Annotated in this window: 28 protein-coding genes; 13 read left to right on the plus strand and 15 right to left on the minus strand. The window is 55.8% G+C overall.

From position 1 onward, the window contains the following. The first annotated feature begins 14 nt into the window (after positions 1-14). The gene (punR, locus tag U9O48_RS10120) at positions 15-926 is read left to right on the plus strand and encodes a DNA-binding transcriptional activator PunR (RefSeq protein ID WP_282493293.1); all 912 of its coding nucleotides are present in this window, start codon (positions 15-17) and stop codon (positions 924-926) included. 18 nt (positions 927-944) lie between these two features. Here punR and purR read toward each other — a convergent pair whose 3' ends face one another. Next, the gene (purR, locus tag U9O48_RS10125; protein WP_095281798.1) at positions 945-1970 is read right to left on the minus strand and encodes an HTH-type transcriptional repressor PurR; all 1026 of its coding nucleotides are present in this window, start codon (positions 1968-1970) and stop codon (positions 945-947) included. A gap of 296 nt (positions 1971-2266) precedes the next feature. Between purR and U9O48_RS10130 the strand changes: the two genes are divergently transcribed. Together U9O48_RS10130 and U9O48_RS10135 are read left to right on the plus strand one after the other, a co-directional pair. Beyond that, a complete protein-coding gene (locus tag U9O48_RS10130; protein WP_282493292.1) occupies positions 2267-2356 on the plus strand; it encodes a YnhF family membrane protein in 90 nt (29 codons plus the stop codon). A gap of 169 nt (positions 2357-2525) precedes the next feature. Then, positions 2526-3692 carry an MFS transporter gene (locus U9O48_RS10135; protein ID WP_285150221.1) on the plus strand — a complete coding sequence of 389 codons (1167 nt, stop codon included), beginning with the start codon at positions 2526-2528 and terminating at the stop codon, positions 3690-3692. Between the two features lie 39 nt (positions 3693-3731). Here U9O48_RS10135 and sodB read toward each other — a convergent pair whose 3' ends face one another. Together sodB and U9O48_RS10145 are read right to left on the minus strand one after the other, a co-directional pair. Further along, positions 3732-4313: a superoxide dismutase [Fe] gene (sodB, locus tag U9O48_RS10140; RefSeq protein WP_103946411.1), complete on the minus strand. Its 582-nt coding sequence runs from the start codon at positions 4311-4313 to the stop codon at positions 3732-3734. 122 nt (positions 4314-4435) lie between these two features. Next, positions 4436-5203, minus strand: a complete 768-nt coding sequence (locus tag U9O48_RS10145) for a C40 family peptidase (protein WP_285144675.1) — start codon at positions 5201-5203, stop codon at positions 4436-4438. A gap of 340 nt (positions 5204-5543) precedes the next feature. Between U9O48_RS10145 and grxD the strand changes: the two genes are divergently transcribed. After that, on the plus strand, positions 5544-5891 hold the full coding sequence (gene grxD, locus U9O48_RS10150; RefSeq protein ID WP_095281803.1) for a monothiol glutaredoxin 4: 348 nt from the start codon (positions 5544-5546) through the stop codon (positions 5889-5891). A gap of 80 nt (positions 5892-5971) precedes the next feature. On the opposite strand, the gene rnt is transcribed toward grxD, so the two are convergent. The 5 genes from rnt to eptA form a co-directional block, all read right to left on the minus strand. Next, positions 5972-6625: a ribonuclease T gene (gene rnt, locus U9O48_RS10155; protein ID WP_282493288.1), complete on the minus strand. Its 654-nt coding sequence runs from the start codon at positions 6623-6625 to the stop codon at positions 5972-5974. Between the two features lie 96 nt (positions 6626-6721). Continuing rightward, positions 6722-7129, minus strand: coding sequence for a lactoylglutathione lyase (gene gloA, locus U9O48_RS10160; protein WP_012017189.1), 408 nt, complete (start codon positions 7127-7129; stop codon positions 6722-6724). 99 nt (positions 7130-7228) lie between these two features. Beyond that, positions 7229-8326: an alkene reductase gene (locus U9O48_RS10165; RefSeq protein ID WP_285150222.1), complete on the minus strand. Its 1098-nt coding sequence runs from the start codon at positions 8324-8326 to the stop codon at positions 7229-7231. 53 nt (positions 8327-8379) lie between these two features. Then, complete coding sequence (locus U9O48_RS10170; RefSeq protein ID WP_285150223.1) at positions 8380-8979, minus strand: TetR/AcrR family transcriptional regulator; 600 nt, start codon at positions 8977-8979, stop codon at positions 8380-8382. 39 nt (positions 8980-9018) lie between these two features. Beyond that, entirely contained in the window at positions 9019-10647 is a 1629-nt protein-coding gene (gene eptA / locus U9O48_RS10175) for a phosphoethanolamine transferase EptA (RefSeq protein WP_285144814.1), read from the minus strand. 148 nt (positions 10648-10795) lie between these two features. On the opposite strand from eptA, the gene U9O48_RS10180 reads away from it, so the two are divergent. The 3 genes from U9O48_RS10180 to sodC all read left to right on the plus strand — a co-directional run bounded on the left by U9O48_RS10180 (position 10796) and on the right by sodC (position 12579). After that, positions 10796-11035 (plus strand): DUF1289 domain-containing protein, encoded by a 240-nt coding sequence (locus U9O48_RS10180; protein ID WP_282493284.1) that lies wholly within the window; start codon positions 10796-10798, stop codon positions 11033-11035. A gap of 48 nt (positions 11036-11083) precedes the next feature. Further along, on the plus strand, positions 11084-11980 hold the full coding sequence (locus U9O48_RS10185) for an aldo/keto reductase family oxidoreductase (RefSeq protein ID WP_324724239.1): 897 nt from the start codon (positions 11084-11086) through the stop codon (positions 11978-11980). An 80-nt stretch (positions 11981-12060) separates the two neighbouring features. Continuing rightward, complete coding sequence (gene sodC, locus U9O48_RS10190; protein WP_282493282.1) at positions 12061-12579, plus strand: superoxide dismutase [Cu-Zn] SodC; 519 nt, start codon at positions 12061-12063, stop codon at positions 12577-12579. Here sodC and U9O48_RS10195 read toward each other — a convergent pair. From U9O48_RS10195 to U9O48_RS10205, 3 genes are read right to left on the minus strand one after another with little or no spacing between them, the layout of a single operon-like run. Next, positions 12558-14591 carry an FUSC family protein gene (locus U9O48_RS10195; protein ID WP_285150225.1) on the minus strand — a complete coding sequence of 678 codons (2034 nt, stop codon included), beginning with the start codon at positions 14589-14591 and terminating at the stop codon, positions 12558-12560. The two genes, sodC and U9O48_RS10195, sit on opposite strands and share 22 nt — an antisense overlap. Beyond that, on the minus strand, positions 14591-15451 hold the full coding sequence (locus U9O48_RS10200) for an HlyD family secretion protein (protein WP_285150226.1): 861 nt from the start codon (positions 15449-15451) through the stop codon (positions 14591-14593). Before U9O48_RS10200 ends, U9O48_RS10195 begins: the two co-directional genes overlap by 1 nt. 2 nt (positions 15452-15453) lie before the next feature. Next, positions 15454-15690, minus strand: a complete 237-nt coding sequence (locus U9O48_RS10205; protein ID WP_282493279.1) for a DUF1656 domain-containing protein — start codon at positions 15688-15690, stop codon at positions 15454-15456. 177 nt (positions 15691-15867) lie between these two features. Between U9O48_RS10205 and slyA the strand changes: the two genes are divergently transcribed. Further along, the gene (slyA, locus tag U9O48_RS10210; RefSeq protein ID WP_282493278.1) at positions 15868-16308 is read left to right on the plus strand and encodes a transcriptional regulator SlyA; all 441 of its coding nucleotides are present in this window, start codon (positions 15868-15870) and stop codon (positions 16306-16308) included. Between the two features lie 36 nt (positions 16309-16344). Here the strand turns inward: slyA and U9O48_RS10215 are convergent, their stop codons facing one another. Both U9O48_RS10215 and slyB read right to left on the minus strand, forming a co-directional pair. Beyond that, the gene (locus tag U9O48_RS10215) at positions 16345-17706 is read right to left on the minus strand and encodes a GGDEF domain-containing protein (protein WP_285150227.1); all 1362 of its coding nucleotides are present in this window, start codon (positions 17704-17706) and stop codon (positions 16345-16347) included. A 196-nt stretch (positions 17707-17902) separates the two neighbouring features. Further along, positions 17903-18370 (minus strand): outer membrane lipoprotein SlyB, encoded by a 468-nt coding sequence (slyB, locus tag U9O48_RS10220; protein WP_282493276.1) that lies wholly within the window; start codon positions 18368-18370, stop codon positions 17903-17905. 255 nt (positions 18371-18625) lie between these two features. Here slyB and anmK point away from each other — a divergent pair, with 255 nt between their 5' ends. From anmK to pdxY, 5 genes are all read left to right on the plus strand, one after another. Beyond that, complete coding sequence (gene anmK / locus U9O48_RS10225; protein WP_285150228.1) at positions 18626-19750, plus strand: anhydro-N-acetylmuramic acid kinase; 1125 nt, start codon at positions 18626-18628, stop codon at positions 19748-19750. A 95-nt stretch (positions 19751-19845) separates the two neighbouring features. Then, on the plus strand, positions 19846-20169 hold the full coding sequence (mliC, locus tag U9O48_RS10230) for a C-type lysozyme inhibitor (protein WP_282493274.1): 324 nt from the start codon (positions 19846-19848) through the stop codon (positions 20167-20169). Between the two features lie 57 nt (positions 20170-20226). Continuing rightward, positions 20227-20883 (plus strand): pyridoxamine 5'-phosphate oxidase, encoded by a 657-nt coding sequence (gene pdxH, locus U9O48_RS10235; RefSeq protein WP_285144667.1) that lies wholly within the window; start codon positions 20227-20229, stop codon positions 20881-20883. A gap of 125 nt (positions 20884-21008) precedes the next feature. Further along, the gene (gene tyrS / locus U9O48_RS10240; protein WP_282493272.1) at positions 21009-22283 is read left to right on the plus strand and encodes a tyrosine--tRNA ligase; all 1275 of its coding nucleotides are present in this window, start codon (positions 21009-21011) and stop codon (positions 22281-22283) included. A gap of 65 nt (positions 22284-22348) precedes the next feature. Further along, positions 22349-23209 carry a pyridoxal kinase PdxY gene (gene pdxY / locus U9O48_RS10245; protein ID WP_282493271.1) on the plus strand — a complete coding sequence of 287 codons (861 nt, stop codon included), beginning with the start codon at positions 22349-22351 and terminating at the stop codon, positions 23207-23209. 216 nt (positions 23210-23425) lie between these two features. Here pdxY and gstA read toward each other — a convergent pair whose 3' ends face one another. Further along, on the minus strand, positions 23426-24031 hold the full coding sequence (gene gstA / locus U9O48_RS10250; protein WP_282493270.1) for a glutathione transferase GstA: 606 nt from the start codon (positions 24029-24031) through the stop codon (positions 23426-23428). 109 nt (positions 24032-24140) lie between these two features. Beyond that, positions 24141-25649, minus strand: coding sequence for a dipeptide/tripeptide permease DtpA (gene dtpA / locus U9O48_RS10255; RefSeq protein ID WP_285144666.1), 1509 nt, complete (start codon positions 25647-25649; stop codon positions 24141-24143). Between the last annotated feature and the right edge of the window lie 154 nt (positions 25650-25803).

Here is a 25803-nt window from a genome sequence, read left to right on the forward strand (position 1 = left end):
TTTGCAGGCAAAAAATGTGGTCTGAATATTCCTTAGAAGTGGTTGATGCGGTTGCGCGTAACGGCAGCTTTAGCGGCGCGGCCCAGGAACTGCACCGCGTTCCGTCTGCGGTGAGCTATACCGTGCGTCAGCTTGAAGAGTGGCTGGCGGTTCCGCTGTTTGAGCGCCGCCACCGCGACGTCGTCCTGACGCCTGCGGGCGTCTGGTTTTTGAAAGAAGGGCGATCTGTTATCAAAAAAATGATGATCACCCGCGAGCAGTGTCAGCAGATTGCCAACGGCTGGCGCGGCCATCTTGCCATTGCAGTCGATAACATCGTCAAACCGGAGCGCACCCGCCAGATGGTGGTCGATTTTTATCGCCACTTCTCGGACGTGGAGCTGCGCGTCTCCCAGGAGGTGTTCAACGGCGTGTGGGATGCGCTCTCTGACGGCAGGGTGGAGATGGCGATCGGTGCCACGCAGGCGATCCCGGTGGGCGGACGCTATGCCTTTCGCGATATGGGAGCCCTGAGCTGGACCTGCGTCGTGGCGCGCGATCATCCCCTCGCCGCCATTGAAGGTCCGCTGAGCGATGACACGTTGCGCAACTGGCCGTCGCTGGTGCTGGAAGACACGTCCCGCTCGCTGCCAAAACGCATCACCTGGCTGCTGGATAACCAGCGGCGGGTGGTGGCCCCAGACTGGGAAACCTCGGCGACCTGTCTTTCCGCAGGGCTGTGCGTCGGCATGGTGCCGGTGCATTTTGCGCGCCCGCGCATCGATCGCGGTGAGTGGGTGGCATTAACGCTGGAAAACCCGTTCCCGGATGCGGCCTGTTGCCTGACCTGGCAGCAAAACGATATGTCACCGGCGCTGGCGTGGCTGCTGGAGTATCTGGGGGATAGCGAAACGCTGAACAGAGAGTGGCTGAAGGAGCCGGAATAACCGGCCCCTCAGAGATGATTAACGGCGGTAATCGCGGAACGGACCGTCGGCGACGGAGCGGCGTTCAATCAGGCGCGGGTGGACTTCAATCGACTGCGACTCTTCACGTTTGCTGACGATGCGGTCCATCAGCATGTTGAAGGCCGTTTCACCCAGCGAGTCTTTCGGCTGGTGAATGGTCGTCAGCGCCGGGGTGAAGTAGCGGGCGTTGCGCACGTTATCGTACCCGATCACAGAAATGTCCTGCGGGACGCGCAAACCGAGTTCGTCGGCTGCGCAAAGGGCGCCCATCGCCATAATATCACCGCCGATAAAGACCGCGGTCGGACGATGTGACTGGGAGACAATCTGCTGCATGGCGCGATAGCCGGACTCAGGCTCGAAGTCGCCCTGCACGATCCAGTTTTCCGGCACCGTGATCAGCGCTTCTTCCATCGCTTTCATGAAGCCAGCCAGACGGCCTGCGCCGGTGTTGCGCTCCAGCGGACCCGGGATCACGCCGATTTCGCGGTGACCGCGTTCAATCAGGTAACGGCCCGCCATGTAGCCGCCTTCAAAGGCGTTGTCGTTCACGGAGTCGGTGAAATCGGCGCGGGTATCGCCCCAGTCCATCACCACCATCGGGATGTGACGATACTCTTCCAGCATCGAGAGCACGGATTCCGGGTATTCAGAACACATCACCAGCAGGCCATCGACGCGCTTTTGCGCCATCATTGACAGGTAAGCGCGCTGCTTTTCCTGGCTGTTCCAGGCGTTGCCGAGAATCAGGGTGTAGCCCTTCTGGAAGCAGTTTTTCTCAACGGCTTCGATGATCTCCGCGAAATAGGCGGCTTCGCTGCTGGTCGCCAGCAGGCCGATCGATTTGGTGTGATTCACTTTCAGGCTGCGCGCCACGGCACTCGGAGAGTAGTGCAGCTCTTTGATGGCAGCCCATACGGCGTTGCGCGTCTCTTCCGCAACAAAACGCGTTTTGTTAATTACATGTGATACGGTTGTAGTGGAAACGTTTGCGCGTTTCGCCACATCTTTAATTGTTGCCATTACATGTCACTCCAGACCATATCTTAAACTCCTGAAATACTTAAAGGTAAACGTTTGCCTTCTCTCACCCTTATCTCGCAATGTGAATTGCGATACGCCGGGAAAACGACTCAGAACGTCAGGAGGGGGTCAGTGGCCGGTACGCTTATAAATTTAGCGTGGAATTTTGTCTTATCTTGATGAAAAGGGGAAGAGCAAAAACGGTTATCAGTCTAAATCCAGGAAGATTTTTGGGGGAAACTGTGTAAAAATGAGCAAGCTCACTTTTCGTAAGGTGATTAAAAGGAGAAAAATTGATGAGTACCGATCTGAAGTTTTCGCTGACCACGACCGTTATTGTGCTGGCTTTGATTGTTGCAGCAGGTCTGACCGCAGCCCTGCACTGATTTAAGCGGGGGAGAGTTCTCTCCCTCGTCTCCTCTCCCTGATTGTTACCCATCCTGCAAAAATCTTTTGCTAATTTGTTAACTTCTCATTTTTTGTGATTGATGTCATGCTTTTGCCATCTTAGTCCTGTGTCGCGCGATGACGACGACACGGCATCCGGAGTTAACAATGAAAATCAATTTTCCCCTGCTGGCCCTGGCGATTGGCGCTTTTGGCATCGGCACCACCGAGTTTTCCCCGATGGGGCTGCTGCCCGTCATTGCTAAAGGTGTGGATGTCTCCATTCCGGCGGCGGGGATGCTCATCAGCGCCTATGCGATTGGGGTGATGATCGGTGCGCCGCTCATGACGCTGCTGCTCTCCCATCGTGCCCGCCGCAATGCGCTGATCTTCCTGATGGCGATTTTTACCCTTGGCAACGTGCTGTCGGCGATTGCGCCGGATTACACGACGCTGCTGCTGTCGCGCATTCTGACCAGCCTGAACCACGGCGCGTTCTTTGGCTTAGGGTCGGTAGTAGCCGCGAGCGTGGTGCCAAAACATAAGCAGGCGAGCGCGGTGGCGACGATGTTTATGGGCCTGACCATCGCCAACATTGGCGGCGTTCCGGCGGCGACCTGGCTCGGTGAAGTCATCGGCTGGCGGATGTCGTTCCTGGCCACCGCCGGGCTGGGCGTGGTGGCGATGCTCGCGCTGTTCTTCTCCCTGCCGAAAGGCGAGGCGGGTGAGCGCCCGGACGTGCGTAAAGAGCTGTCAGTGCTGGTGCGCCCGCAGGTGCTGTCTGCCCTGTTAACGACGGTGCTCGGCGCAGGTGCGATGTTCACGCTCTACACCTATATCTCTCCCGTGCTGCATGACATCACCCACGCCACGCCGCTGTTTGTGACGGCGATGCTGGTCCTGATCGGCGTGGGCTTCTCACTCGGGAACTATCTCGGCGGCAAGCTGGCGGATCGCTCGGTCACCGGTACGCTGAAAGGCTTCTTAACCCTGCTGATTGTAATTATGCTCGCCATTCCCTGGCTGGCGCGTAACGAATTCGGTGCGGCCATTGCGATGGTGGTGTGGGGCGCGGCGACCTTTGCGGTGGTTCCGCCGTTGCAGATGCGCGTGATGCGTGTGGCACACGAAGCGCCGGGTCTGTCGTCGTCCGTGAATATCGGCGCGTTTAATCTCGGTAATGCGCTCGGCGCGGCAGCGGGTGGGGCGGTGATTTCGGGCGGGCTGGGATACAGCTTTGTCCCGGTGATGGGGGCGATTATTGCGGCTCTTGGTCTGCTGCTGGTTCTCACATCCGGTCGCAAAGAGCCGGAACCGGCAAGCGTGACGGAATAAACCAAAAACGCAGAAGGGCAAAACCCTTCTGCGTGTCTCTTACGCGGCGAAGTTCTTCGCCACAAATTCCCAGTTAACCAGCGCCCAGAAGTGCTCAAGGTAGTTCGGGCGAGCGTTACGGTAATCGATATAGTAAGCGTGTTCCCACACATCGACGGTCATCAGCGGTTTCGCGCTGGTGGTCAGTGGGGTGCCTGCGTTAGAGGTGGAAACGATAGCCAGTTTGCCATCTGCCTCTTTCACCAGCCACGTCCAGCCAGAACCGAAGTTCTTGATTGCGGCGTCAGTAAACTTCGCTTTGAAATCAGCAAAGCTGCCAAACGCGGCATTGATCGCTGCAGCCAGTTCACCGGTCGGTTCGCCACCGGCGTTCGGGGCCAGGCAGTGCCAGTAGAACGTGTGGTTCCAGACCTGAGCCGCGTTGTTGAACACGCCACCTTCAGAGCTACGCACGATCTCTTCCAGCGTTTTGCCTTCAAACGCAGTGCCTTTCACCAGATTGTTCAGGTTAGTGACATAGGTCTGATGGTGTTTGCCGTAGTGATACTCCAGGGTTTCCGCGGAAATGTGCGGAGCCAGGGCGTCTTTTGCATACGGTAATGCAGGTAATTCGAACGACATTGCTTCTCTCCTTATTATAGTGTTGCACGCCAATAACCCTATTGAGTGCATGGATAGAGTAGCAAATTGAAAGGGTATGCAAAAGAGGAACTTACCCTGCCGACGGCGCGGCAGGGCAGGGATTAGCGAATGGTTTTCGGTGTCATCACGCGGCGCGCGCCAACGTAATGGCGGACCCAGTAGTCTTCGCTCAGGGAGGTGATTTGAATGTCCTGGCCGCTGCGAGGAGACTGAATGAATTTCCCGTTGCCGACGTAAACGCCCACGTGATCGGCGGTGCCGCGACCCTGGGTGCGGAAGAAGACCAGATCGCCGCTCTCCAGTTCACCGCGATTAACTGACGCGGCATCGCGCAGGTGATACATCTCGTTCGCGGTGCGTGGAATGCGGAACTTCACCAGATCTTTATACGCGTAATAGACCAGACCGCTGCAGTCGAAACCGGTGCGCGGGGAGGTGCCACCCCAGTGATACGGTTTGCCAATCTGACCCATCAGTTTGTTCATCGCGGTTTTTTGCGCTTTCTGCACGCGCACTTTATGCACCTCAGAGAGCTTCGCCGTTTTGCCCACTTTCACGCAGTTAGTTTTGTGGCCTTTACGCACGGTGCATTTTTCCGGAGTTACTTTTGCGGTGCGGGTCGGTTTGCTTCGGGTTTTACTGGTGAGGGCCTTACTGGAGGTGGACTGCTTGCGAGCGGTGGTGGTTTTTTTCTTTTCGCTTTTACTGGAGCTGGTGGTTTTTTTCTTACGTTCTGTGGTTTTCGCCAGATGCGATTTCTGCACGGCAGAGTGCCGCGCCTGCTCGGAGGCGTTAGCCGCTGGCGTGAAAACAAGTGATGTAAATAGTAAAGCACAGAGCGTGATCGAGATTTTTGTTATCCGCGCCACTGAGCATTCCTCTGAATTAGGAGCAGGTCATCAATAATGCCTGCGTATGATTTACAAAGCCCGTCGATTCTAATCTAAAAATCTGCGAGAAGTTAATAGCATTTATCGGCAAAAAAGTCTGTTTCGTTAGCGAGTGCAAAAAAAAACGTCAGACTGTTACCTTATTGCTCACTCCTTAAGCGAAACCGCGCGCGGCTTAGGGTTAAGCTATCTTAGGAATGCAACTTCAGCAGACAACCGTTATGATATATACAGGTGACGAAAATGTTATTTTCCGATGTCTGTCTGACCCGCTACAATGTCAGACGAATGCCGTAACAGAAGTTTAAGGAAGCAAGACATGAGCACGACTATTGAAAAAATCCAGCGCCAGATCGCTGAAAACCCGATTCTGCTGTACATGAAAGGTTCACCGAAGCTGCCAAACTGCGGTTTCTCTGCACAAGCCGTGCAGGCGCTGTCTGCCTGTGGCGAGCGTTTTGCTTACGTCGATATCCTGCAGAACCCGGACATCCGCGCTGAGCTGCCAAAATACGCTAACTGGCCGACCTTCCCGCAGCTGTGGGTAGACGGTGAGCTGGTTGGCGGTTGCGACATCCTGATCGAAATGTATCAGCGTGGCGAACTGCAGCAGCTGATCAAAGAGACCGCTGCGAAGTACAAAACCGAAGAGCCAGACGCAGAGTAATTTTGCTGCGGAGATAAAAAAAGCGACCTGAAGAGGTCGCTTTTTTTTGCCGGGAGGTACTGCGCTTACCCAGCGGACGATTAGCGATCTGTTTCGTCGCCCATCGGTAGCGGCCAGCCGCCGAGACGCTTCCAGCGGTTCACAATCTCACAGAACAGTTCTGAGGTGCGTTCCGTATCGTACAGCGCCGAGTGCGCCTGGGTGCCGTCGAAATCAATGCCCGCGGTGATACAGGCCTTAGAGAGCACCGTTTGCCCCAGCGCCAGCCCGCTCAGCGCGGCGGTGTCGAAGGTAACGAACGGGTGGAACGGGTTACGCTTGAGGGACGCGCGCTCGGCGGCGGCCATCATAAAGCTGTGATCGAAGGTCGCGTTATGCGCCACCATGATCGCGCGATTGCAGTTGCTGTCCTTCATGCCTTTGCGCACCATTTTGAAAATGGCGTGCAGGGCGTCGTATTCACTCACCGCGCCGCGCAGCGGGTTAGTCGGGTCGATACCGTTAAAGGCCAGCGCTTCGGGCTGCAGGTTTGCGCCTTCGAAGGGTTCAACATGGAAATGCAGCGTGGTGTCCGGTGTCAGCCAGCCCTGTTCATCCATTTTCAGCGTGATGGCAGCAATCTCAAGCAGCGCATCGGTCTTAGCGTTAAATCCGGCTGTTTCTACGTCAATCACAACAGGATAAAAACCACGAAAACGGTCGCACAGACCGGTAAGTTGAGCGTTATCGGACATCAGGGTCTCTTACAAGGGGAAAAAAGCAGTGCGTATTATGGCAAATTTTGCGCGGGGATGCAGTAAAACAACGGGCGCAGAACGCGCCCGGAGGGATCAATTGCCCAGACCGCGACCGGCGTCTTTGGCTTCGATCAGTTCGATTTTATAGCCGTCTGGATCTTCAACGAAGGCAATCACGGTGGTGCCGCCTTTGACCGGACCCGCTTCGCGCGTCACGTTGCCACCGTTGCTGCGAATGCGCTCGCAGGCTTCTGCTGCGTTATCCACTTCCAGCGCGATGTGGCCGTAAGCGGTGCCCAGCTCGTAGCTATCGACGTCCCAGTTGTAGGTCAGCTCGATAACCGCTTCGTCACTTTCCGGGCCGTAGCCAACGAACGCCAGGGAGTATTTGTATTCCGGGTTTTCGCTGGTGCGCAGGAGCTGCATGCCCAGTACGTTAGTGTAGAAATCGATAGAACGTTGCAGGTTGCCAACGCGCAGCATGGTGTGAAGTAGGCGCATATTTTCCTCTTAACCACCTCAGTGGCTTATCTTTTTGAACAGAAACGATGTTTTAGTATAGCGGCGAATCATCGCCGCTATCAATGGACAACCGAGGAATTACAGGGAAGGGTAGTCGGTGTAGCCTTCAGCGCCGCCGCCGTAGAAGGTCTCTGGACGCTGCGGGTTCAGCTCGGCTTTACGCTGCAGACGCGCCACCAGATCCGGGTTGGCGATGTAATCGCGGCCAAAGGCGACGGCGTCAATCAGCCCTTTGCTGATGAGATCTTCGGCTTTCTCTGGGGTGTAAGCACCCGCGCCGATGATCACGCCCTGGAAGCGCGCACGCACTTTCTCACGGAAGGCTTCGGAGTAAGGCTGACCGCCCGCCCAGTCCGGCTCGGACATGTGCAGGTAGGCGATACCGCGTTTCGCCAGCTCTTCAATCAGATACAGGGCGTCGGCTTCTTCGTTCGGGCCGTTATCCACGTTCTGGAAGGAACCGATCGGGGAGACACGGATACCGATACGGTCCGGGCTCCACTCCTGGCACACTGCATCCACCACTTCAAGCACCAGACGGGCGCGGTTTTCCACGCTGCCGCCGTACTGATCCGTACGCTGGTTAGACGACGGAGAGAGGAACTGGTGCAGCAGGTAGCCGTGCGCCGAGTGCAGCTCAACCAGGTCGAAACCGGCTTCGCGGGCATTGGCGACGGCCTGACGGAAATCATTCACGATGCCTGGGATTTCGTCGAGTTCCAGTGCGCGTGGGGTAGAGGTATCCACGCGAATCGCATGACCGTTTTCGTCACGCAGGGACGTGCGCGTACCGGCGTTCAGGGCTGAAGCGGAAACCGGTGCCTGGCCGTCAGGCTGAATGCTGCTGTGGGAGATACGGCCCGTATGCCACAGCTGAACCGCGATGCGGCCATCGTCAGCGTGAACACCGGCAGTGATTTTTTTCCATGCGGCGATCTGCTCTGGGCTGTGCAGGCCCGGAGCGCCCGCATAACCTTTCGCCTGCGCGGAGATTTGCGTCGCTTCGGAAATGATCAGGCCGGAGCTGGCGCGCTGGCGATAGTATTCGCCCATCAGCGGCGTCGGGATATCACCCGGCTCGATGCTGCGCAGACGAGTCAGCGGGGCCATCAGTACGCGGTTTGGTGCAGTAACCGCACCGATTTTCAGTGGGGTAAATAATTTTTCAGTTGACATCATGACTCCTGAGTAGACCGGTCGACTAGTGATTTGGTAAATAAAAACGCCTGTTAAACGCCAGGCGCTGAAATGCTGTTCTTCACATGCGCCAGTGCGCTTTCAAGCGGCACGGCGCTGCGGGAAATTTTGGCCTGCAAATTTGCGCCTAACCACAGCGCATATAACACCTGGGCCTGAGTCAAAGGATCGCCGCTGAAATTCAGCGTTTTTTCGTCGCGACCTTTTTCCAGCGCCTGAGCCAGCAGGGCGATGACGCCGCTGGCCCCTTTGTCCATCGCCGTGCGCATATCCTCTGAGAGATCGCACACTTCAGCGGACAATTTGACGGTCAGGCAACCGCTGATAATGCCCTGCTGGCAGAACTGGTTCAGCGTTTCCTGATAATAGTTGAGCACACGATCGCGATAGCACCCTTCGCCGCTGGCAAAGTGGGTGGCGAGACGCTGATGGTACCCGGCATAGTGCCGTTCCAGCATCGCCACGCCAAACGCCTCTTTGGAGCGGAAGTAGTGATAGAACGAACCCTTCGGCACCTCAGCGGTTTTTAACAGCTCGCTAAGACCCATTCCGGTAAACCCGCGATGCATGCAAAGACGCTCGCCGGTAGCCAGAAGATGTTCGCGTGTATCGTGTTCAGTATTTTTGCTCATGGCGCTGAATGTACTAGACCAATCGGTCTAATGCAAGTCTCAGGATTTGCGACAGGTGTTAATGATGTCCATCTGCGGCTGATAAACCGCTGATTTGACGTTCATCATGCCGAGAACCGTCGAGAATAAATTATCCTGAGAAACCGCCGTTTTGGCCGCCTGATCGCGTAAACACGGCTCGTTGATGCTGTAGCTGTTCACGTAGTCCGGCGACAGCCAGAACATAAACGGAATATGCGTCTGCTGCGTTGGGGCAATCAGGTACGGGGTGCCGTGCAGATACAGGCCGTTTTCACCCAGCGACTCACCGTGATCGGAGAGATAAATCAGGGCGGTATTCATCGTCGTCTGACGCGCTTTCAGGGCATCAATGGTTTTGCTGACCACGCTATCCGTATAGAGGATGGTGTTGTCGTAGGTATTCATCAGCGCCTGATGGTCGCAGTCCTGAATCTGGTTGGTGTCGCAGGTTGGGGTGAACTGGCGATACTCCTTCGGATAGCGCTGGTAGTAGGCCGGGCCGTGGCTGCCCATCAGATGGATCACCAGCACCGAATCCTGCTTCAGGCCGTCGAGCACGTTGTCCAGACGGTGCAGGTTCACGTCGTCGATACAGGATTTATCCTTGCAGAATTCATCCAGTTTCCACTGGGTCATGTCCGTATGCGGGATACGATCGCACGCCCCTTTACAGCCCCCGTCGTTTTCGCGCCACAGCAGGTTAACGCCTGCGTGGGCCAGCACATCGAGCAAGCCTTCCTGATGACGGGCCAGATCCGCGTCGTAATTTTTGCGCGGCATGTTGGAGAACATGCAAGGTAAGGAGACCGCCGTTTCGGTGCCGCAGGAAGAGGCCTGCGGGAAGTTAATCATGTTCTGTTTTTTCAGCTGCGGGTTGGTGTCGCGCGCATAGCCGTTCAGGGAGTAATTTTCCGCACGTGAGGCTTCGCCGACGACCAGCACCAGCACCGTTTTTTTCTTCTGCGCCAGAATCACCGGCCCTTTCTGAGCGTCCTGGCCGATACGCACCAGCGTCTGATCGCCTGCAAACCAGCGGTTTTTGCTGTATTTGGCGATGGCGCTGACGTAGTTCGCCGGGGTCACCATCTTGACGATGCTTTTGTTATTGCGGAACAGGGAGGCGTAATCCTTATAGAAGACGGAGGCGACCAGGATAATCACCATCAGCGCCCCGAGGATTGCGGCAACGCGCATCAGGAGCGTGTACCACCATTTACCGGAACGAATGCGAACGAACATCAGCACGATGGACGGGATCAGGCCGATAATCGCAATCCACAGCAGCATCTGCGGGGTCACCAGCGCGGTGGCTTCCTGCGAGTTGGTCTCGAAGACGTTCACCATCATGTTCTGATCGATGACGGCACCGTAGGTGTACATAAAGTACGTCGCCCCGGCGCAGCCCAGGGTCAGCAGGATCATCAGCGGCTTACGGATAAACGGAATATTGAGCAGGCTGAACACAATCACCCAGCCACAAAACAGGACCAGCGGAACCGATGCCGCAAACAGAACATCGTGCAGATGAGCGGGGGCAATAATCTCCCAGCTGCGTTGAATAAACAGCGCATTCAGCACGGTAAAGAACAGGGCACAACCCAGAGTGAATTTAATATCGTTACACTGTAACTTTTTAACGGACCACATCATAAAGAAACCATCTGTTTTATTGATGAGGCGAGTATAGGGAGTGAAGATTAGTGAAACCTTAATGCCACAATTCTGTGTTAAAGCCCTTGCAGACGCCGCAATTAGCGTCTTCACTGAAGGTGAGAATCGATTTCGGGAGGTGTGTGTGGCAGAGCAACTGGAGTTTTTCCCCATCCAGAGCCCGTGCCGGGGAATTTGTCAGTCTGATGAGCGCGGTTTTTGCCGGGGCTGCATGCGCAGTCGCGATGAGCGTTTCAACTGGCAAAACATGAGCGACGTGCAGAAACAGGATGTCATCCGTCTGTGTCGCCAGCGTTTACTGCGCAAATTACGCGCAAACAAACCGTCGGATACCGAAGAACCCCAGCAACCTTCACTTTTTTAGCGGCGGATATGCGTATACTCATGACATCACTTCCTTGAGGAAATTGTTATGGTTCAGCGTATTGCCCTTGCCCCGCAGGGCCCAGCGTTTTCGCGTTTTGTCATGGGTTACTGGCGTTTGATGGACTGGAATATGTCCCCGCGTCAGCTGGTCAGTTTCATTGAGGAACATCTCGACCTCGGGATTACCACTGTTGACCACGCCGATATCTACGGCGGGTATCTGTGCGAGGCGGCGTTTGGGGAAGCCCTGAAGCTGGCTCCGCATCTGCGTGAGCGCATGGAGATCGTCTCCAAATGCGGCATCGCCACCACCGCGCGCGCAGAAAACGCCCTCGGTCATTACATCACCGACAGCGATCACATCATCAAAAGCGCCGAGCAGTCGCTGGTGAATCTCGCCACCGACCATCTCGACTTGCTGCTGATCCACCGTCCCGATCCATTGATGGATGCCGATGAAGTCGCGCAGGCGTTCCTCGCGCTGCATCAGAGCGGGAAGGTACGTCACTTTGGCGTGTCGAACTTCACCCCGGCACAGTTCGCGCTGCTGCAGTCTCGTCTGCCGTTTACCCTGGCGACAAACCAGGTGGAGATCTCTCCGGTGCATCAGCCGCTGCTGCTGGACGGCACGCTGGATCAACTCCAACAGCTGCGCATTCGTCCGATGGCCTGGTCTTGCCTGGGCGGCGGTCGTCTGTTCAATGACGACGAATTCCAGCCGCTGCGCGATGAGCTTGAAACCGTTGCCCGCGAGCTGAACGCCGAGAGCATTGAGCAGGTGGTATACGCGTGGATCCTGCGTCTGCCATCGAAACCGCTGCCGATTATCGGCTCTGGTAAAATCGAACGCGTGCGTTCAGCGATCGCCGCCGAAGAGCTGCAGATGACGCGTCAGCAGTGGTTCCGCATTCGCAAAGCGGCCCTCGGTTACGACGTTCCTTAATCGTCTATGCCGATGACTTTCCGGTGAAATCCTTGCCCCTGGTCTAAACTTTAGGGGCAAAATCAACCCGAGGAGGTCATATGAAGCGTTTTGCTCTGGCAGTGATGACGCTGGTGGTTTGCGCAGGCGCGCAGGCTGCCAGCGACAAAGTTGAAATGAATCTCGTCACCTCGCAGGGGATCGGCCAGTCCATCGGCAGTGTCACCATCAGCGAAACCGATAAAGGGCTGGAGTTCGCGCCCGATCTCAAAGCTCTTCCTCCCGGTGAACATGGCTTTCATGTTCATGCCAAGGGCAGCTGTCAGCCCGCCATGAAAGACGGAAAAGCCTCGGCAGCTGAAGCGGCTGGCGGCCATTTTGACCCGCAAAAAACCGGTAAACATGAAGGACCTGAGGGCGCAGGGCACGAAGGCGACTTGCCGGTGCTGGTGGTTAACAATGACGGCAAAGCCACCGATCCGGTGGTGGCTCCGCGTCTGAAAAAACTGGAAGAGATAAAAGGCAAAGCGCTGATGATTCATGTCGGCGGGGATAACATGTCCGATCAGCCTAAACCTCTGGGCGGTGGCGGGGCGCGTTACGCCTGCGGGGTGATCTGATCCGTAATCGTCCCTGGCGGCGGAGCCTGTTCCAGCTGAGAGAGCGAACAGTGCAGACGCCAGATCAGCGACGCGAGATCGCGCGCTGCCGGTAGATGGTGGCGCGCCAGCGTATCGCAAATGCGCTGTAGCTCTGCGAGCGTCATCGCCAGCGGGCGCTGCTGAACGCCGCGTTTGCTCATCACGTCCCGCAGCAGGGAAATGCAGATATCACGCACCTGCGACAGGGGATCTGAGCGGGTTTCCCATGCGCGCAGTTGCCACACCACATGCGAACAGTTCAACAGCACCACGCCCCAGCGCAGCAGCCAGCGACGCGATAGCTCATCCTGGCTGTTATTCAGCTGACTCACGTGATGATAAACCAGCGATTCGTATTCACTCTCACGCAGGTGCGGCTTGCGGCTGAGCTGATCGACAAACCCTGCGCGCAGCTCGCGGATGTGTCGCCGACTTTTCCGCGCGTCCGAGCCGGGGCGCAGGACCGCAAAGGCCAGCCACGCCAGCCCCACGCCCAGAATCTTCGCCAGATTGTCATTCATAAAGTCGGCAAAATTGTAAACCGGCGGATTGGTGACGGAAATGAACGACCCCATAAAGACGATCAGTTGCCCCCACAAGCCCGCGAGTTTCGGCATCTGCAATTTCAGCAGCTGCATCGTGGTGAGCAGCGGGAACAGGAACAGCAGGAACTGCCACAGATCGGTGATTTGCACCATCAGCCCGAATTTCACGGCGAAGCTGAAGAGCGAAAGCAGCACCAGCGTACGCATCAGCAGTGTCAGAGAGTTAAACGGCGAGGCAGCCACGGAGTAGAGCACGCAGCTGATCGCCGCCAGCGTCAGCGCCGCCGAGCCCGACTCCCACTGGGTGGTGATGCTCCAGGCACCGACCAGCGTCAGGGCGCAGAAGGTGCGAAAACCGCTCCATAACGCTTCTTTGTTATCCGTATGCCTGGTCAGCGCAGGGCTGCCCGGCACGTTAAATTCGGTAATGGGTGTGGCATTTTCAACGGCGCTGATCCAGCGACTGCTGCGCAGGTATAAGCGGCAAAAGTAGAGCAACCGCTGCCAGAACGCGCGATGGCGGTAATCAAACTCATCCGTCGGCGCGAGAGGCGCAATGATACGCGCCACCGCCAGCATATCCGTCTGCGGATTCGCCAGCGCCGCCAGCAGACGGTCGATCACTTCGCGCGTGTTGTCCGGCGGACTGGGCCAGTTGAGCAATATCCGGCGCAGGCCCGAAAGGGCGCTGGTCATTCTCAACTGCTGGTGGAGAAGGTAGTTCAGTAATTTATTCTGCCGACGAAAGCGGTAATGGCTCCAGAACGCCTGGATGCGCAGGAGGTTCATGGTCAGGATCTGGCCGATGACTTTCTCGTGGGCCAGGCGAACCGCATCGCTGGAATCGGGCTGCCAGAGCAGACTGGCGTGCTCCAGCAGGCGCGCATGCATGGTTTTTAACGCCGAGATGAGCGTGGTGCCGTCAGAGGTGCTCGGCAGGATCATCATCATCACCCCGCCGCACAAAATACCGATGATCACTTCGCACACGCGCGCCTGGGCGATATCCCAAAGCTCCGTGGTGTCGAGAATATTGACCACCGGAAAGGCGATAATCGCGGCGGTATAGCCCGCCAGCTGGAACGCGTAGGCGACGTTATTCGTAAAATGGGCGCAGGCCCAGGTACAAACGCCGAGCCAGGCGGCCATGCTGAGCAAAAAGAGCCAGGGATCGTTGAGCGTATGTCCGGCGATAATCAGCGCCGCCGTCGCACCAAGCAGGCTCCCGGCGACGCGCCCAAGACTTTTACTGATGACGCCGCCGACGGTCGGAAAGCTGACCACCGCCGCAGAAGTCATGGCCCAGTAGGGCTCATCCAGATTCAGGTAATAGGCCACCGACAGGGCCAGACACATGGCGATCCCGTTGCGCAGGGCGTAGCGCCACTGCGCCGGGTTTGCTTTAAACCACGGCATTTTACGCCAGGAGAAAGCAGAGAGGTCCATCAGTGGGCTCCGATCGACACGGTACAGGTGGTCCCGGACACCAGGGTGATATCGTTCGGCAGGTTATCGAACTCCACGCGAACCGGCACGCGCTGGGCGAGGCGGACCCACGGCACGTTGGGTTTGATATCAGGCACCAGGCCGGAATCAGTCTCGACGCTCTGATCGTAGATTGCGCGGCCAATGCTGGAAACGTGACCCTGTAACACGCGGGAGCCGCTGTACAAGGTGATTCGCGCCGCAGCGCCTTCCTGAATGTGGCGCAGTTTGGTCTCTTCGAAATAGCCCACGACATAGAAAGAGTGGCTATCCACAAGCGCGAACAGCGGTTTTCCCTGGGTGGCGTAATCCCCTTCGCGGGTGGATAAGTTGGTCACCCAGCCGTCAACAGGCGCTTTGACCACCGTCTGCGTGAGTTGCCACTGCGCCTGTTTCAGCGTCGCTTCCGCCACTTCCACGCTGGCCTGCATCGCTTTCACGTTAATGTTCGCGGTATCGAGATCTTCGGCGGAGATAAAGTTTTGCGGCAGATGGCGGCGACGGTTGGCTTCGTTATTGGCTTTCGCCAGATCCGACTGCGCTTTTGCCAGCTGCGCCTGGGCATTCAGCACCGCGATATGGTAGGGCGTTTCATCGATGCGAAAGAGCACATCTCCCGCTCTGACTTTCTGGTTATCTTTCACCCGCAGCGTGATGATACTGCCGGAGACTTGCGGGGTAATGCTCACCTGCTCAGCGCGGATTTTGCCGTCGCGCGTCCAGGGAGACTGCATGTAATAATTCCATAACCACCAGCCAGCGACCAGCGCCAGAGCCAGCACCAGCAGGCTCGAAAAGTATTTAACGGTTTTCAGCGACATATTCACCACGCAATCAACAGAGCCAGACCAAGACAAACCGAAAGGGTAAACAACGAAAGATCCATCAACATGGGATGCCAGATTTCACCGGAATACATCCAGTCACGAAGCAGTCGGTGTGCCACAAGCCAGATCAAAAAGCCCAACATCACGGCTTTGAAAATCGGGGGGAAATAGACAGATGCGCCGACAATCAGGTCCTGTAGGGGTAAACCCGCGGAGCTATAAGAGAACTTCACGAGAAGAGATCCTTTGCTGTGGAGAAGAGGCGAGTGTTAACACGATGAAGCGCCTTCAATAAGTGTAAATCATTCGTTCGATTTTGATGAATGCAGTATTGCATTTGTTTTGCCAATATAAATGCTGCACACTATTCTAAAATCAGTATAATAACTTAGCAAGCTAATTATAAGGAGATGAAATTGGAATCGCCATTAGGTTCTGATCTGGCAAGGTTGGTGCGCATCTGGCGTGCTCTGATTGACCATCGCCTGAAACCTCTGGAATTGACACAGACGCATTGGGTTACGCTGCATAACATTCATCAGTTGCCGCCCGAGCAGTCACAAATTCAACTGGCAAAAGCGATTGGCATTGAGCAGCCGTCCCTTGTGCGCACGCTCGATCAGCTGGAGGAGAAGGGACTGATATCGCGTCAGACCTGCGCCAGCGACCGCCGTGCCAAACGTATTAAGCTCACTGAAAAAGCAGCGCCTATCATCACCGAGATGGAAGCTGTGATCAGTAAAACGCGCGGTGAAATCCTCTCCGGGATCTCACCGGCCGAGCTGGAACAGCTGATTGACATGATTGCTCGCCTTGAGCAGAACATCAATGAGCTCCAGACCCGCGACTAACGTCATAACAAAGCCTTGCATCGCAAGGCTTTCTTTTTAGCTGAACACTACCACCCGATTTCGTCCCGTCTCTTTGGCCTCATACATCGCCTTATCCGCGCGCTCGACGCACTCTTCGGCGGTCACGGCGGAGGAGGTCGTGGTATAGACCCCCATGCTGATGGTGATCGGTTCCGGTAGTTCCCCGTGCGTCGTTTCACGATCAAAACTGGCTAACAGAATACGGATCCGTTCAGCCACCTGTTTAGCCGCCTCTGACGAGGTATTGGGCAGCAGTAAAACAAACTCTTCGCCGCCGATGCGCGCGGCAATATCCTGCGGGCGTACGGAGTCCATCAGCAGGTTGGCGACAAACTGCAACACCTTGTCACCCTGCAGGTGCCCATAGGTGTCGTTGATGCGTTTGAAACGGTCGAGATCGCTCACTATCACCGACACGGGTTTGCTGCCAGTAGTGGTACTGAGCGAGTGACTCAAGGATTCGTAAAAATAGCTGCGATTGTAGAGGCGCGTGAGGGCATCACGAATCGAGTTCTGGTACGACTGCTGGTATTTGAGATGTGACTGGCGATAGAGGCTAAACACATCCTGCAGCAGGGTGAAGATAATCACCAGCGTGGCGATAGCTTCAAAAAATCTCGCCCGGTACCAGACGAACCCTCCCACATAGTCGGTGGTCATCAGCGTCGATAAGGTAATGATATAGCAGACACACAGAAAACAGCCGCTCAGCCAGAATAGATTTCTCAGACGAGTAATAACCAGCATGGTTATTAATGTGCTCACCCAGAACAGGATCAGGATAATATTAATGACTTGCGTCCATAATATCGTGCTCTGTCGGGTGTCATTATTGACTAAATCCAGCGAGAGCAACGCGCTATGGCTGGAGTAGAGCCACGCGAGAATTATCATCAGCGCGGTGAAAATTAATAATAACCCCACGATGAATCCGTACATTGGTCGTGTTAATGCCGAGTGACGCAATGTAAAAAGTACCGTCGAAAGCGTAAACAGACTGGCCATCATAATGTTGCGCATCATGAAATAAATCATCGCATCGTTATAGTTATTGGGATGCAGGCTGTACGGGTTTAGCCACGTCGGGAAGCAGCTCAGGGTACCCGCCATCAGTAGCGCTGAGCCCACAAAGGCAAAGGCGATGGCGAGCAGGAACACGCGCTGTTTGTCGCACCAGTATTTCATGATCATAAAAATGGCAATAAACAGATGAAACACCAGCAGAAATACGGTCAGCGTCGGGAATAAAAATGGTGACAGCGTCGGGACAGTACGTTCTATATTATTAAATATCGCATGTAATATGCCAAAGAAAACCAGGCAAGTCAGAGCGAAGGAAACATATCGGTTTCCCAGATGTCGGTTAATCACAATCATACGTTTGTTAGCGGGCAGATATTGCGTTATTGAGCTGAAGGAACGAACGTGGAGACTAGCGTGACGACGTGGGAAATACTTTGCGCAGGAACAAGGGAAACGCCATTAATTAATTCACATATTACATGTGTTTAATTTTATTAATGAGTTGAGGGGAGAGTAATGGATGTGGCCGAAAGCCACATCCATTAAGGAATTAGCGTGGGGAAACAGTAACCTGGCTACCGTTGCTCGCCAGTACAACACGCTGACCGCTAGAGAATCGAGTGTTGCCCTGTTTCTGCACCACCATGATGGTGTTGCCGTCGTCTTTACGGATTTCCAGCTCAACGCCCTGGGTTTTGTTCATCGCACCCTGAACGCCCTGACCGGCTACGCCACCGGCAACCGCACCTGCGGCTGTCGCCAGAGAACGCCCGGTGCCACCACCGACGGTGTTACCCAGGAAACCACCCAGCACAGCACCGCCAATTGCGCCAATCACGTTGCTGTCATCGCCGCCCTGGATCTGAACCGGACGCACGTTAACAACAGTACCGTAAGTGACGTTTTGCACTTGTTTGGCTTCGGAGGCAGTGTAAACGTCACCGGAAAGGGAGTCGTTATTCACGCAGCCAGCCAGAGTTAAACCAATCAATGAAACGCCCAGTACACGTAAAATCATTTGAATCTCCTGTTCACCCAAAACGCTCAATCTGAGCATCCGTTATGGCTCAATTATATGGCATCGGCAGCCATAGATCATATCTTTGCACCAACAATAAGAAAATTGTACTTGAATTTAGCTTAACGAGACATAAACGGACGGCCTGGGGTGTTTGAGATCTGACATTGTTAAAAAATATTATCGCGTCATAGAAATGACCCTAAGTTTATGGTGGAGTGTTTACCCCAAGCCCTGAAAACTTAAGGAAAGCGCATGAAATCGGGTCGCTATATCGGTGTGATGTCTGGCACCAGCCTTGACGGTGTCGATGTTGTCCTTGCTGCAATTGATGAGAATATGGTGGCGCAGCAGGCCAGCCTGACCTGGCCGATCCCCGTTGAGCTGAAGGAAGCGATTCTGAGCATTTGCCAGGGCCAACAGCTGACCCTGTCGCAGCTGGGGCGGCTGGACGTACAGCTGGGATCGCTGTTTGCTGATGGCGTGCTGGCGTTGATGCAGCAGGAAAATCTGCAGCCGAAAGACGTGGTGGCGATTGGTTGTCACGGGCAAACAGTCTGGCACGAGCCGGTCGGGGACGCGCCGCATACGATGCAGATTGGCGACAACAACCAGATCGTGGCGAAAACCGGTGTGACGGTGGTGGGCGATTTCCGCCGTCGCGATATCGCGCTCGGCGGGCAGGGCGCGCCGCTGGTTCCGGCGTTTCACCAGGCGCTGCTGGCGCATCCGCTTGAACGCCGGATGGTGCTCAATATTGGCGGTATCGCCAATCTCTCCATGCTCATTCCAGGCCAAGCGGTGCGCGGCTACGATACCGGCCCCGGCAATATGCTGATGGATGCCTGGATCTGGCGTCAGCGCGGCAAAGCCTACGACAAAGACGCACAGTGGGCCAGCGAGGGGAAAGTGATCCTCCCGCTGCTGCAATCGATGCTGAGCGACCCCTATTTTGCGGCACCTGCGCCGAAGAGCACCGGTCGGGAATACTTTAACTATGGCTGGCTTGAGCGCCAGCTGACGCCATTCCCGGCGCTGGCCCCGCAGGATGTGCAGGCGACGCTGGTGGAGCTGACGGCAATCTCAATCTCTGAACAGGTCTTGCTGAGCGGCGGCTGTGAACGCCTTCTCGTGTGCGGTGGCGGGAGCCGTAACCCACTGGTGATGGCGCGTCTCGCCGGGCTGCTTCCTGGCACCGAGGTGACCACCACCGATGTGGCCGGGATTAGCGGGGATGATATGGAAGCCCTGGCCTTCGCCTGGCTTGCCTGGCGCACGGTCGCCGGACTGCCGGGAAATCTCCCCTCTGTCACCGGTGCACGCGAAGCCAGCGTGCTGGGCGCCATTTTTCCGGCCAACCCACGTCAGAATCAGAGTTAACTGAAACAAAGCCCGGTCTGTTGCGGTTAAAATCCACAGGAATACAGGAGGGTGACTTCACCCTCCATGACCAGGATAGTCTTCGGAACAGGCCCATGAAAAAACTTCTGCTTGCTTTTGCCCCTCTCTTACTCGCGGGTTGTAGCTACTACAACCAGTTCGTCGATCGCATGAACACCGACACGCTGGAATATCGCTGCGACGAAAAACCGCTGACCGTGAAGCTGAATAACCCGCGTCAGGAAGCCAGTTTCATCTATGACAATAAAGTGCTGAACCTGAAACAGGGAATGTCCGCCTCCGGCGCGCGCTATACCGATGGGATTTATGTCTTCTGGTCGAAAGGTGACGATGCCACCGTCTATAAACGCGACCGCGTCGTGCTGAACAACTGCGTGCTGCAGAATCCGAAGCGTTGAGATTTTTCCAGGGGCGGCGCACAATAGCGCCACCCAATTCTAATTTCAGCTAACGCCATGTCAGATAACGATGAATTGCAGCAAATTGCGCATCTGCGCCGTGAATACACCAAAGGCGGCCTGCGTCGCCAGGATCTTCCCGCTGAACCCCTCGTCCTTTTTGAGCGCTGGCTGAAACAGGCCTGTGAGGCCAAACTCGCCGATCCGACGGCGATGGTCGTTGCCACCGTCGATGAGCACGGCCAGCCGTATCAGCGCATCGTCCTGCTGAAACACTACGACGAAAAAGGGCTGGTGTTTTACACCAACCTTGGCAGCCGTAAGGCCCATCATCTGGAAAACAATCCGCGCATCAGCCTGCTGTTCCCGTGGCATATGCTGGAGCGTCAGGTGATGGTGACCGGCAAAGTCGAACGCCTTTCGACGCTGGAAGTGCTGAAGTATTTCCATAGCCGTCCGCGCGACAGCCAGATCGGTGCCTGGGTCTCCAAACAGTCGAGCCGTATTTCGGCGCGCGGCGTGCTGGAGAGCAAATTCCTCGAGCTGAAACAGAAATTCCAGCAGGGCGAAGTGCCGCTCCCGAGCTTCTGGGGCGGATTCCGCGTGCCTGTTGAACAGATGGAGTTCTGGCAGGGCGGCGAACATCGTCTCCATGACCGCTTTTTATACCAGCGTGACAGCGACGCGTGGAAAATCGACCGACTGGCCCCGTAATCCGCGAAATTTGTTGTCGTAAGCGCTAGCGCTGGATGGGCTGGCGCTTTATTCTATGTCACTTTCGCGTTAGGCGAAAAGTCGTGTACCGACAGAGGTGCAGTCGTTTATACATGGAGAATTTGATGGCAAGCAGTAACTTGATTAAACAATTGCAAGAGCGGGGCCTCGTGGCCCAGGTGACGGACGAAGCAGCGTTAGCAGAGCGACTGGCGCAAGGCCCGATCGCGCTCTATTGCGGCTTCGATCCCACCGCTGACAGCTTGCACTTGGGGCATCTTGTTCCATTGTTATGCCTGAAACGCTTCCAGCAGATGGGCCACAAGCCTGTGGCGCTGGTGGGTGGTGCGACCGGTCTGATTGGTGACCCGAGCTTTAAAGCCGCCGAGCGTAAACTGAATACGGAAGATACCGTGCAGGAGTGGGTGGATAAAATCCGCAAGCAAGTTGCGCCATTCCTCGATTTCGATTGCGGCGAAAACTCCGCGATTGCGGCCAACAACTACGACTGGTTTGGCGGCATGAACGTGCTGACTTTCCTGCGTGATATCGGCAAGCACTTCTCCGTTAATCAGATGATCAACAAAGAAGCGGTCAAGCAGCGTCTGAACCGTGACGATCAGGGCATCTCCTTCACCGAGTTCTCCTACAACCTGCTGCAGGGTTATGACTTCGCCTGTCTGAACAAACTGCACGGCGTGGCGCTGCAGATTGGTGGTTCCGACCAGTGGGGCAACATCACGTCCGGTATCGACCTGACGCGTCGTCTGCATCAGAACCAGGTCTTCGGTCTGACCGTTCCGCTGATCACCAAAGCCGATGGCACCAAATTCGGTAAAACCGAAGGCGGCGCGGTCTGGCTCGATCCGAAGAAAACCAGCCCGTACAAATTCTACCAGTTCTGGATCAACACCGCCGATGCGGACGTTTATCGCTTCCTGAAGTTCTTCACCTTCATGGACATTGAAGAGATCAATGCGCTGGAAGAAGAAGACAAGAACAGCGGCAAAGCGCCTCGCGCGCAGTATGTGCTGGCCGATCAGGTCACCAGCCTGGTGCACGGTGAAGAAGGCCTGGCGGCGGCGAAACGCATTACTGCCAGCCTGTTCAACGGTACGCTGAGCGATCTGAGCGTGGAAGATTTCGAGCAGCTGGCGCAGGATGGCGTGCCGATGGTAGAGATGGAGAAGGGCGCAGACCTGATGCAGGCGCTGGTGGATTCCGAGCTGCAGCCGTCCCGCGGTCAGGCACGTAAAACTATCGCCTCTAACGCCATCACCATCAACGGTGAAAAGCAGGCCGATCCGGAGTACACCTTCGCAGAGAGCGATCGCCTGTACGGCAAATACACGCTGCTGCGTCGCGGTAAGAAGAATTACTGTCTGGTTTGCTGGAAGTAATCACAAGTGTTTGAGGGGCGTGGGAAACCACGCCCCTTTCTTTTTTCAGGGTTGTGGTAAGAAAAATGAATAACATCCTCGCTATTCAGTCCCACGTTGTTTTTGGACATGCCGGCAACAGCGCCGCTGAGTTTCCCATGCGCCGTCTCGGGGCCAACGTCTGGCCACTCAACACCGTTCAGTTCTCCAATCACACGCAGTACGGCAAATGGACGGGCTGTGTGCTGCCCGCGTCGCACTTGACCGAGATTGTGCAGGGTATCGCGGATATCGACCAGCTGAAGCGCTGTGACGCCGTGCTGAGCGGTTATCTCGGCTCTGCAGAGCAGGGCGAGCATATCCTCGGTATTGTGCGTCAGGTGAAAGCGGCGAACCCGTCGGCCAAATTCTTCTGCGATCCGGTAATGGGTCATCCCGAAAAAGGCTGCATCGTCGCGCCGGGCGTGGCGGAGTTCCACGTGCGTCATGCGATGCCCGCCAGCGATATTATTGCGCCGAATCTGATTGAGCTTGAGATCCTGTGCGAGCATCCGGTGAACAGCGTGGAAGAAGCCGTGACAGCGTCACGTGAGCTGATCGCTCAGGGGCCGGAGATCGTGCTGGTGAAGCATCTGGCGCGGGCTGGGATCAGCCACGACCGGTTTGAAATGCTGCTGGTGACGAAAGATGACGCCTGGCATATCAGCCGTCCGCTGGTGGATTTTGGTGCGCGTCAGCCGGTTGGTGTGGGTGATGTGACCAGCGGGTTACTGCTGGTGAAACTGTTGCAGGGCGCTTCTCTTCGCGACGCACTGGAGCATGTGACCGCCGCGGTGTATGAAATCATGATCGCGACCAAACAGATGGATGAGTATGAGTTGCAGGTAGTGGCGGCGCAGGATCGTATCGCGAAGCCGGAGCACTATTTTAGCGCGACGCAGCTTTAAAGCATTGCCGGGTGGCTTTCACGCTTACCCGGCCTGTCACATCGAAATACGCTGTTTTGCCGGGTGGCGGCTTCGCCTTACCCGGCCTACAAAACCGTAGGTCCGTGCAAGCGCAGCGCCGCCGCCACATTGCCGGGTGGCGGCTTTGCCTTACCCGGCCTACAAAACTGTAGGCCCGTGCAAGCGCAGCGCCGCCGGGCAAAACAGACCGCTCCGTTAGTTCAACCCTTCCGCCTTCAGCGCCGCCGCCACGCCAGGGCGCGCCGCCATACGTTCCATATACGACTCAATGTGGCTTAACCCTTCCAGATTCAGCTTCACAGCCCGCGCCCAGCGCAGAACCGTAAACAGATAGGCGTCAGCGATGGTAAAACGCTGGCCGCAAATCCACTGATCGTCTTTCAGGGATTCGTTGATGTACTGCAGTTTTTTCTCAAGCAGGGCACGAACGGTCGGTTTGTACTCCTCAGGCGTATCCGGGCGGAACAGCGGCGTAAAGCCTTTGTGCAGCTCGGTGGCGATGTAGTTCAGCCACTCCAGCGTCTTATAGCGGGAAATGCTGCCGGTCGGGGCCAGCAACTGGCGATCGGGAACGGTGTCTGCCAGGAACTGCATGATCGCCACGCCTTCGGTGAGCAGGGTGCCGTCGTCCAGCACCAGAGCCGGAACCTGTCCTTTCGGGTTAATCGCGAAGTAGTCCTCGCCATTCTCCAGACGCTTTTTCATCAGGTCGACGCTATCGAGCGTGAAATCCTTGCCGCTCTCGCGCAGGGTGATGTGCGAAGCCAAAGAGCATGCGCCTGGTTTGTAGAACAGTTTCATCGGTAACTCCTTTTTGCTGAGGTTAGAAGCATGTTAATGCGCGGGCTCATAAAAAAAAAGCCGCTAACGCACAGTTAGCGGCTTCTCTTCAGTCGTTTCCCGATGACAATTACGCGGTAGCGGCATCCGTCGCTTTTGCGGCTTTGTCGTCGTCCTGAGTCATACGATTCAGTTTAGGCGCAGTCAGCAGCATCAGCACAGCAATAACTGCGGTCGCGATACCGATCTGCATGAAGACGCGACCGTAAACTTCCAGGGAGACCAGTGGGTCAGTCACGTTTTCTGGAACCGCCATCAGGTTTGCAATCTTACCAGCAATGATCGCCGCACCCGCGGTAGTCAGGAACCAGCTACCCATGATGAAGCCCATCAGACGCTGTGGAACCAGCTGTGCAACCATCGCCAGGCCCAGACCAGAGATCATCAGCTCGCCGATAGACTGCAGCGCATAGCTCAGAATCAGCCAGTTTACAGACACGATACCGGCGTCAGTCGCGAACTTGGTGCCCAGAGGCAGAACCAGGAATGCGCCAGAGCACAGCACCATACCGATGGCAAACTTGTGCGGCATTGGCAGACGGTCGCCCATCTTGTTGTAGATTGCGGCCAAAATCGGGCTACCAATCATGATCCAGAACGGGTTCAGTGCCTGGAACTGCTCAGGTTCGAACGCGATGCCCAGAATGGCGTGCTCAACGTTACGAATTGCGAAGAAGTTCAGGGAGGTCGGCATCTGGCTGTACAGGACGAAGAAAACAACCGCCTGAATCATCAGAATGAAGGCCACAATCATCTTACGACGCGCTGCGCCCTGCATTGCGAACGCTTCTTTCGCGAAGATGCAGATGATACCCAGAGCCACTACGCCCAGAACGGCACGTGCAACGCCCTGGTTGTGCAGCAGCCAGGTGGCGATAGTCGCAAGGATCACGACACCGACGATGGTTGCCAGCAGTTTGCCCATGTGAACCGGTTCGAAGTCAGGTTTTGAACCGTAGTTTTTGACCCAGCGTTTGCAGAAGGCAAAGTTAACCACGGTGATCAGCATACCCACGACGGAGAGGGAGAACGCCACGCTCCAGCCGAACTTCGCGGCCAGCCATGGCGTCGCCAGCATAGAGAAGAAGGAACCGATGTTCACCGACATGTAGTACATGGTGAATGCCCCGTCGAGACGCGGGTCATCTTTGCTGTAGCAGGTAGACAGCAGGGAAGACGGGTTAGCTTTGAACAGCCCGTTACCGACGGCAATCGTCGCCATACCCATGTAGACAACCGCTGCATCGTGACCGGACCACGCCACCAGCGCATAACCGATCGCCAGAACGATGGCGCCCAGCATGATGACGCGTTTGGTGCCCAGGACTTTATCGCCTAACCAGCCGCCGACGGCGACCAGGCCGTAAACCAGTGCGCTGAATGAGGAGAACAGTGTGATGGAGTCAGCTTCGGACATACCCAGTTGTTTAACCAGGTAAACAGCCATAATCCCTTGCAGGCCGTAAAAACCAAAACGTTCCCATAACTCGATAGAGAAGATGAGATAGAACGCTTTAGGTTGTTTGAAAGCGTTTAAACTCACGCTCTCTTCTGTTGGTTTATTGTTTGCAGTAGACACATATACCTCTTTTTTTACATCCCATATTAACGGGGGTGTTCATAGCGTAATCGACCGGAATCCATTCGCCTTATAGTTATATTGGGAGGGGAAACGGCGGGTAATGTTCACTATCCTGGCCCATCTGGCAATACATTTGTAATACTCTGTTACA

It is taken from the genome of Lelliottia sp. JS-SCA-14, assembly GCF_035593345.1.
Lineage (GTDB): Bacteria > Pseudomonadota > Gammaproteobacteria > Enterobacterales > Enterobacteriaceae > Enterobacter > Enterobacter wanjuensis.